5 protein-coding genes and 2 pseudogenes are annotated in these 8,913 nt (G+C 69.8%); 4 read left to right on the top strand and 3 right to left on the bottom strand.

What is annotated here, in order from left to right; genetic code table 11:
* Positions 1-412 (bottom strand): mycothiol transferase (locus VET27_RS16690; RefSeq protein WP_526520061.1); only part of this gene is annotated, 412 nt, incomplete at its 3' end.
* Between the two features lie 2 nt (positions 413-414).
* Positions 415-956 (bottom strand): annotated as a pseudogene (locus VET27_RS16685) (DinB family protein).
* Positions 957-1,017: 61 nt separating this feature from the next.
* Here VET27_RS16685 and VET27_RS16680 point away from each other — a divergent pair.
* From VET27_RS16680 to VET27_RS16665, 4 genes and pseudogenes are all read left to right on the top strand, one after another.
* A pseudogene (locus tag VET27_RS16680) lies at positions 1,018-1,978 on the top strand (helix-turn-helix transcriptional regulator).
* 9 nt (positions 1,979-1,987) lie between these two features.
* The gene (locus tag VET27_RS16675; RefSeq protein ID WP_526520059.1) at positions 1,988-6,136 is read left to right on the top strand and encodes a glycoside hydrolase family 38 N-terminal domain-containing protein; all 4,149 of its coding nucleotides are present in this window, start codon (positions 1,988-1,990) and stop codon (positions 6,134-6,136) included.
* Positions 6,133-6,744: a DUF7158 domain-containing protein gene (locus VET27_RS16670; RefSeq protein WP_526520057.1), complete on the top strand. Its 612-nt coding sequence runs from the start codon at positions 6,133-6,135 to the stop codon at positions 6,742-6,744. The genes VET27_RS16675 and VET27_RS16670 overlap by 4 nt, the downstream gene beginning before the upstream one ends.
* Positions 6,744-7,643, top strand: a complete 900-nt coding sequence (locus VET27_RS16665; RefSeq protein ID WP_526520055.1) for an ROK family protein — start codon at positions 6,744-6,746, stop codon at positions 7,641-7,643. Before VET27_RS16670 ends, VET27_RS16665 begins: the two co-directional genes overlap by 1 nt.
* Before the next feature lie 3 nt (positions 7,644-7,646).
* Here VET27_RS16665 and VET27_RS16660 read toward each other — a convergent pair whose 3' ends face one another.
* Positions 7,647-8,912 (bottom strand): DUF4032 domain-containing protein, encoded by a 1,266-nt coding sequence (locus VET27_RS16660; RefSeq protein WP_526520053.1) that lies wholly within the window; start codon positions 8,910-8,912, stop codon positions 7,647-7,649.
* Position 8,913 lies beyond the last annotated feature (1 nt).

The following is an 8,913-nucleotide window of genomic DNA, read 5'->3' as shown; positions in this document are numbered from 1 at the left end:
TCGGAAACCACGGCGCATCGCGCGGCACGGGCACCGCCGCGTCGAGGTCGGCCGTCTCGACTAATCGCAGGGTGTCGTCGCTCTGCGCCGCGAAGCGCTCGAGCACCGAGGCGAGTGTCTCGTCCGGCCTCATCGTGAACTGGTCGGCGTACTCCGCCTGCCGCTCCTCGACGGGCCGGTCGTCGGCCGGTGGCGCTTCAGGAGCCGAGGCGACCCGCTGCATCCAACTGCGCTGGCATCCGGTGGCGTGCTTGATCAGCGCGCCGACCGACAGGGCGCTGACCGTGGGCGTCGCGCGTGCCTGGTCGTCGGTGAGCCCGAAGGCCATGGCGTGGAACGCATACTGCTGCTGAAATAGATAGTCGCGCAACGCTTGACGCTCGTCGGCAACGGGTGGCGGCATCGCGGGCATGTTCAGTTCTCCTTGGTGTTGATGGTGTGGGCGTAGAGGTCTCGCAGCAGGGCGACTTCGGCCCCGTGATGAACGACTTCGCGGTTGATGTGCAGGATCAGGTCGAGCATCGGCCTGTCTGCCCACGGCCCCTCGGCGGGCCCGATCGGACGCTCGAGTTCGGCCACCGTCAGGTGGCGGACGCCGGACATCCAGCCGTCGTACGCATTCTCGAGTTGGCGCATGGCGGTGGTGGCGTCGGTCGCGTAGTGCCACGTCTCATAGGCGGCGGGCGGTCCGCCGAAGTGCGAGTGCACACGAACCGCCAAGACGCCGACGATGACGTGGCCCAACCGCCACGCAATCGTGGTGAGCGGCTCGGGCTCCGGGGGTGGGAACGCGAGTCGATGCCGCCGTCCCGGTGCACCGTCCAGCAGTCCGGCACCGGCTCCCAGAAGTACTCGTCGTCGGTGAGGCCGTGCAGGCGGGGCGGCAACTGGTGCTGCCAGTGCCAGTCGAGTTGCTCGGCCAGATGAGCGGTCAAGTCGGTCGTCGTCGAACTCATGGGACTACCTTCGCAGTCATATAGGACAGTTTCAGTCCTAAGAGTGCGGCACACTCTTGTCATGTCCGAAACGACCAGCCGGGTGCTGCAGCTCCTCGGCCTGTTGCAGTCGCGCCGGGTGTGGACCGGCGAAGAACTCGCCGACCGGCTCGAGGTCACGACTCGCAGCGTTCGGCGCGGCGTCGAACGCCTGCGCGACCTCGGTTATCCCGTACACGCCAGCAAGGGTCACGGCGGCGGCTACCAACTGGGAGCGGGCGCGGCACTACCGCCGTTGCTGCTCGATCCCGACGAAGCCGTCGCGATGGCGGTGTGTCTACGGGTGGCGGCGGGCGGCAGCGTGGCAGGCGTCGGCGAATCCGCGCTGCGAGCGCTGTCGAAAACTCGATCAGGTGATGCCGTCGAAGTTGCGCTCGCAGGTCGCCGCCGTCCACGACGCGACCACCACGCTGACGACGAGACAGTCGGACGAACTGGTCGACCCCGACGTGCTGATGACCCTCGCGCGGGCCAGCCGCGATCGCGAATACGTGAACGCCGGCTACGTCGACCGCAGCGGCAACACCACCGAACGACGGCTGGAGCCCTACCAACTGGTGACGACGGGCAGGCGCTGGTACCTGCTGTGCTTTGACCGCGACCGTGACGATTGGCGCAGTCTGCGGCTGGACCGGATGGTCGACGTCACGGCGCGCGGCACCACGTTCAGACCGCGGGAGGCGCCCGACGCGGCCCGCTACGTGCAGCGCGCCATCACCGCCTCCCCGTACCGCTACGTCGCGCGGGTTCGGTATCAGGCGTCGAAGGAGACTGTCGCCAAGTCCTTCTCAGACGCGTCCGCCGAGATCGAGGACGACGGGCCGAACGTGTGCATCGTCACCGCCGGTGCCGACGACCCCGAACGGATGGTGCCATGGCTGGCTCTTCCCGGCGTCGAATTCGAGGTGCTCGAGCCGCCCGAGGTCGTGGCCGCGGTACGGGACGTCGCCGAACGCCTCATTAGGGCCAGCGTCCGCACGTAGGGTGGCGGCATGCACGTCACCTCGGCGGAGTCGACGGAGCTCTTCACCGGCCCCGCCGACCAACCGCTCCAAGTGGTGCGGGTTTCCTATCGATTCTGTTCGCATCCCACGCCGGTGCGCGTCGAGGGGCCGGGGCTGCAGACGGTGCGCAGCGTGAACGCGGTACCCCGGGGCCGCGCCGTCGAAGTGCAGGTGCGAGTGACCGACCCGGTGGTCGGCGAGCGACGTCGGGCGCAGGTGCACGTCGGTCGCAACGCCGTGGACTTCGAGTTCGTCGTCGCCGAGCCCGGGTGGACGATGCACATGGTCAGCCACTTCCACTACGACCCCGTGTGGTGGAACACCCAGGCCGCCTACACGAGCGTCTGGACCGAGGACCCGCCGGGCCGGTGCAGGCAGACCAACGGATTCGAGCTGGTGAACGCTCATCTCGAAATGGCAAGGCGTGAACCGGAATACAAGTTCGTCCTCGCCGAGGTCGACTATCTGAAGCCGTACTGGGACACCAATCCGGAGGACCGCGACGACCTGCGTCGGCTGATCGCACTCGGACGCGTGGAGGTGATGGGCGGCACCTACAACGAGCCCAACACCAACCTCACCAGCCCCGAGACGGCGATTCGAAACTTCGTACACGGCATCGGCTTTCAGCGAGACGTAATGGGCGCCGACCCGGCGACGGCGTGGCAGCTCGACGTATTCGGTCACGACCCGCAATTCCCAGGCATGGCCGCCGATGCGGGGCTGACGTCGAGTTCGTGGGCCCGCGGCCCCCATCACCAGTGGGGTCCGATGGCGGGCGATGGTGATCCCGAACGCATGCAGTTCGCCAGCGAGTTCGAGTGGATGGCGCCGTCCGGGCGCGGGCTGCTGACGCACTACATGCCCGCGCACTACGCGGCCGGCTGGTGGATGGATTCGTCCGCCTCGCTCGAGGACGCCGAACACGCGACCTACGAGCTGTTCGCGAACATGAAGAAGGTCGCGCTGACCCGCAACGTGCTTCTCCCCGTCGGTACCGACTACACGCCTCCGAACAAGTGGGTCACCGAGATTCACCGCGACTGGAATGCGCGCTACACCTGGCCGCGGTTCGTCTGCGCGCTCCCAAGCGAGTTCTTCACTGCGGTACGAGCCGAACTCGATGAGCGCGGTGCTGCACCGTCACCCCAGACCCGTGACATGAACCCGATCTACACGGGCAAGGACGTGTCCTACATCGACACCAAACAGGCCAACCGCGCGGCGGAGAACGCCGTGCTGGAAGGCGAGCGCTTCGCCGTGTTCGCCGGGTTGCTCGCCGGGGCGAAGTACCCAGAGGCTGCGCTGGCCAAGGCGTGGGTGCAGCTCGCCTACGGCGCGCATCACGACGCCATCACCGGTTCGGAGTCCGACCAGGTATACCTCGACCTGCTGACCGGCTGGCGTGACGCGTGGCAGCTCGGACGCGAGGCGCGCGACACCGCGCTCAGCCTGCTGTCGTCCGCGGTCGACGGCTCCGTCGTCGTGTGGAACCCGCTGGCGCACAACAGGACCGACATCGTCACGATGCACTTCGAGGCGCCGTTCGACGGTGCGGTCGTCGACCCGGACGGCAACGCCGTACCCGTGCTCAGCGAGCACGACGGGCACTCGATCAGCTGGCTCGCCCGTGACGTCCCGTCGCTGGGCTGGCGGTCCTACCGATTCGTGACGGGAGAAGCGGCCTCGCGCTGGGAACCGTTGCCGGGCGACGGAATCGGCAACGAGCACTACCGGCTGCGCGTCGACGCGGCGCGCGGCGGCGGAGTGTCCTCGTTGACCGTCGACGGTCGGGAGTTGATCGCGGGCGGCCGCGTGGGCAACGAGCTCGCCGTCTACGACGAGTACTCGGCACATCCGAAGGCGGGGGAGGGGCCGTGGCATCTCCTGCCCAAGGGCCCGGTCACGACGTCGGCGGGTGCGCGCGCCACCTCGATGCAGCGCTACCGCAGCGCGCTGGGCGAACGCATCGTCGTCACCGGTCGCATCCGAAACCTGCTTACCTACCACCAGACCGTCACGCTGTGGAACGGCCTCGACCGGGTGGACTGCCGCACGACGATCGACGACTTCACCGGCGCGGACCGGCTGCTGCGGCTGCGTTGGCCGTGCCCCGTGCCGGGCGCCATGCCCGTCAGCGAAGTGGGCGATGCGGTGATCGGCCGCGGCTTCGGCCTCACCCACGACCGTGGATCGACCAGAGCGGTCGATGCGGAGAAATTTCCCTCCACCTTGGACAACCCCGCGTACGGCTGGTTCGGGTTGTCGTCCATGGTGCGCGTCCGGTTCGGCGACTCGCCCAACGGCGTACGGGCGATCTCGGTCGCCGAAGTCGTGTCGCCCGGCGGCGATGCGAACCCGTTGGTCCGCGATCTGATGGTCGCCCTGGCACGGGCGGGCGTCACGGCCACCTGCACCACCGCCGAGTCGGCCCGCTACGGCGATCTCAGCGTCGACTCGAACCTGCCCGACGTACGGATCTCCCTCGGCGGACCCGAAGTGAACGCCTTCACCGCGGCCGTACTCCGCGGGGACGCCGTCGCCAATGTCGCTGAACGCAAGTGGATCCCGGCGGGCCGGCCGCTCAAGGACGTGTGGGTACCGGGGGCGGACCTCCGCGGCGTCCACGCCCTGCCGGTGTTGGTCATTGGCGGCGGGGTCGCACTGGACGCCGCCGTGGCTGCCCTGGTAGACGATCTCGCCGACGCCGAGATCGTCGTCGACCACGAGGCGCCCACCGATCTCGAGGACTTCGAGTCGCGCACCGTCGCGGTGTTCAACCGCGGCGTACCGAGCTTCGCGGTCGACGGCGACGGGACCCTGCACACGTCGCTCATGCGGTCCTGCACCGGCTGGCCGTCCGGCACCTGGATCGACCCGCCGCGGCGCAGCGCGCCGGACGGATCGAACTTCCAGCTGCAACACTGGACGCACACCTTCGACTACGCCGTCGCCTGCGGCAGCGGGGACTGGCGCGACTCCGACATCCCCTCGCGCAGTGCGGAGTTCAACCACCCGCTGCTGGTGGTCGCCGCCGACCACGACCCCGCGGCCGGTGGCCTGCCGCCGTGGGGCGCACTGCTCGAGGTCGAGCCCGCTCGCGAGGTGGCCCTCGGCGCACTCAAGGCCCTCGGCAACCCCACTGCGGGCGGCAGCGGTCGACGCGTCGACCCCGCCGACGGCATCGCCCTCCGCCTGGTCGAAACACGTGGCAGGGCAACCGAGGTCGTCATCCGCTCGGGCCTTCGCACCGTGTCGGACCCCCAGCGGCTCGACCTGCTCGAGCAGCCACTGGCCGACCACGGGGGCGTCCTGACGCTGCACGGCTACGAGATCGCCACGTTCGGTGCCCAACTCAACCTGCCCCGGGTGCTCGAGGCCGATGACACCACGCTAGCGCCCGATGCCGAACCGGCGCAACCGCTCTACGCCAGGTACTGGCTGCACAATCGCGGTCCCGCTCCGCTCGGCGGACTGCCCGCTGTCGCGCACCTGCACCCGCATCAACTGGCCGTCGACCCCGATGCCTCCGTGCAGCTGCAGCTCACCGCCGTCAGTGACGTGACCGACGTGCCGCTGCACGGCAAGGTGCGGCTGATCTGTCCGCCGGGGTGGACGGTGGAGATGGACGAGTTGCCGTTCATGCTGCCGCCAGGGGATTTCCTCGAGTCGGTCGTCGACGTGACGATGCCGCCGGCTACCGCGGCGGGGCTGTACCCGTTGCGCGCCGAACTCGGGGTCACCGGCAGCGCCCTGCCGGCGTCCTGGCGTCAGGTCGTGGAGGACGTTTGCGTCATCGCGGTCGGAGCGACGGACGATCGGGTGCTCCGGCTGATCACCGACCCGGAGCCGGTCGAGATACTGGCGGGTGAGACTGCCACGGTCGGCGTCACCGTCGGCACCGACGCGTACGCCGACCTGGCCGTCGAGGCGCATCTCATCAGCCCGTGGGGGACGTGGGAGTGGATGGGGCCCAACGTCATCGGCGCCGACCTGCCTGCGCGCGGGACGGTCGAGCTGACGTTCGACGTGGCTCCACCCGCGTGGCTGGAACCCGGCGAGTGGTGGGCACTGATTCGGGTGGCCTGCGCCGGTGATCTGGTGTACTCACCCGCGGTCGAGGTGGTCGTCCGATGATCCCCGTGGTGGCGACGGTGGGAGACGCCGTGGTGTTCGTCAGCGAGGTCGACGCCAGCGAGGACCGGCTCCGGTCGACGCGGCAGGCGAGCGCACTGCCGCGTCCAGGGACCAGCGAGGGACGTCAACTGCGGCGGTGGCTCACCCAGGTCCTCGTCACGGCGCGGGTGGTGGCCGCCGAGGCCGAGGCGGTGGGCCTCACGGCGGACGGTGTGCCGACCGAGGACGCCCTCCTTCTCGACGTGGCGGCCCGGCTGGAGATCGGCAGCGTTGCGGCGTCGGCACTAGCGGACGGGCTCGCGCGGGCGCTGTTCGTGCACGTCACCTCGGGAGTCGAGGTCCGCGACGACGAGGTGAGGGAGTACCACTGCCGCAACCCATTTCGCTTCGGCGGTCGTGCGCCCGGAAGCGGTGGCTGGCGTGGCCGCCCCGTAGAAGCCGCGCTAGACGACGTGCGGACGGACATCACCGAGCACCTACTGGCCGCGGCCCGTCGCCGGGAGTTCCGTCGGTGGCTCGACGCGCGTTGCGCGCAGCTCGTGCAGTTGGCGCCCGGATACGAACATCCCGGTGACCCCCGGCAACCCGACAACACCCACAAACACTGATGAGCACCCTCGCCCTCGACATCGGCGGCACCAAGATCGCCGTCGGGCTCGTCGACCCCGACGGCAACCTGATCCACCACGCGCAGCTGCCGACCCCCCACGAGGGTGCCGAGGCCATCTGGTCGGTCGCCGAGGGCCTGCTCGCCGACGCCGTGGCCGTCGCCGACGGTGACGTACGCGGGGTCGGCGTCGCCTCCGCGGGACCCATCGATCTTCCTGGCGGCACGATCAGCCCGATCAACATCACTGCGTGGCAGCACTTTCCGATCGTCGACAGGGTCGCTACTGCCACCGGCCTGCCCGTGCGACTCGGCGGCGACGGGTTGTGCATGGCGATGGGCGAGCGGTGGCGCGGCGCGGGCCGGGATGCGCAGTTCATGCTCGGCATGGTGGTGTCGACCGGCATCGGCGGCGGACTGGTGCTCGACGGCGCACCCTACGACGGGCGGACCGGAAACGCCGGGCACGTGGGCCACGTCGTCGTCGACCCCGACGGTGCGCTCTGCACGTGCGGCGGCCACGGCTGCGTCGAGACGGTGGCGTCGGGCCCGCACCTGGCGCGCTGGGCTCGCGAGAACGGCTGGGCAGCAACGCCGGAGGCCGATGCGAAGGAGCTCGCCGACGCGGCGAACGAGGGCGATCCCGTTGCGTTACGGTCCTTCCGCCGCGGTGCGACCGCCATCGCAACCACGATCGCCTCGGTCGCGGCGGTGTGCGACCTCGACCTGGTGGTCATCGGCGGGGGCGTGGCGAAGTCCGGCGCGCTGCTGTTCGACCCGCTCCGCGAGGCACTCACGCGCTACGCGGGCCTGGACTTCATCCGCGGTCTGCGCGTGCTACCCGCCGAACTCCGCGGCGACGCCGGCCTGGTGGGCGCGGCCGCGCTCTTCAACGCCTGACGCTCAGTCCACGTCGTCGAGGACCGAGAACGGTTCGGTCGGCGTCTCCACCACCATCAACTGGGCCGCGGAATCCGTGGGTACGACGTTGCGCGCCAACGCCATCAGTGCTCGCTCGGTGCCCACGTCCCGTCCCGCCTGCTCCGACAGCAACCAGCGCACTTCGAGCAGATCGCAGTAGGCCTGGATCGCGGTGCCGGTGTGCCCGACCGCTGCGTGGGCACGGTGCATGGTCGGCCTGACCATCTCCATCACCCACAGTTGGGCGGCGGTGCGCTCGTCGACGTCATGCCCGGCTTCGCGGCACAGCTGAGCCTGGTAGGCGTGAAGGTCGCCGAGCAGATTCGTGGCCTGCCCCTCACCGACGTCCAGACCTGCGAGCTCGCGCAGCCGGGTGGCATGGAAGCGGCGGTCGCCCACGGCGACGTGCAGCCGGAGCTGGTCTGCGCCGGCGTCGGTCGGCTGCAGAGACACCTCGTCGACCGCGAAGCCCAACTCGTTGAGCTTGCGGATTCTGCCCTCGACCCGGTACCGGTCGGCGTACCCGAATACCGGCTCCGCATGCAGCAGTTCCCACAGTCCCTCGTAACGCGTCCGCAGGCTGAGAGCCTCACCAATCAGCTGGTCCCGCAACGCCGTTCCGCCGTCGATGCGGGCCGCGATGTCCATCAGCCCCGCCGCGACGTTCTCGACCATCACGTCGACGTCCAGTGCCCGCTGACCGTCGGACAGGCGCGCGTGCACCTCACTGGTCTCGGCGTCGACCAGGGAGGCCTGCAACACCTGACCATCGCGGGAGAACAACGTGTTGGCCAGCGAGCAGTCTCCCCAGAACACGCCGCGCCGGTGCAGTTCGACCAGCAGCGACGCCATGCCGTCGAGCAACCGGGCGCGCTGTCTGGGCGCGTCTGGAGGCAGCCGCAGGAACAGCCGTCGGTACTGCCACGATCCCGAGAGGTAGCGGGTCAGGAGGATGGCGGTGTCGAAGTCGGGCTGCCGAACCAGGCCCGCCGGCCGCACCGCGTTGAGGTGCATCGCCTCGAGCTGGACGAGCACGTCGTACTCGCGTGCCGCGATGCGCGGCGGCAGCTCCTTGAGCGCCCACAACGCGCCGTCGCACTCGACGAACTTGACCAGGTGCCTGCTGGGCCCGACGGCCATGTCCCGCAACGGAACGTCGGGCACCAGCCAGTCGGCGAGCGGCCGCTCCCACGGCAGGGACAGCAGTCCGGGAGCGGGCGCGCGCAGCCGCAGTTCCGGTGCGGCCACG

Source organism: Mycobacterium sp. (genome assembly GCF_035633495.1).
Taxonomy (GTDB): Bacteria; Actinomycetota; Actinomycetes; order Mycobacteriales; family Mycobacteriaceae; genus Mycobacterium.
Note: the sequence above shows the minus strand (reverse complement) of the source record. Positions and strands in the feature narration are given on the sequence as shown.

Excerpts from the sequence above, each read along its gene's own strand:
- VET27_RS16670 (WP_526520057.1), top strand. The coding sequence starts at position 6,133 with ATGATCCCCGTGGTGGCGACGGTGGGAGACGCCGTGGTGTTCGTCAGC.
- VET27_RS16665 (WP_526520055.1), top strand. The coding sequence starts at position 6,744 with ATGAGCACCCTCGCCCTCGACATCGGCGGCACCAAGATCGCCGTCGGG.
- VET27_RS16675 (WP_526520059.1), top strand. The coding sequence starts at position 1,988 with ATGCACGTCACCTCGGCGGAGTCGACGGAGCTCTTCACCGGCCCCGCC.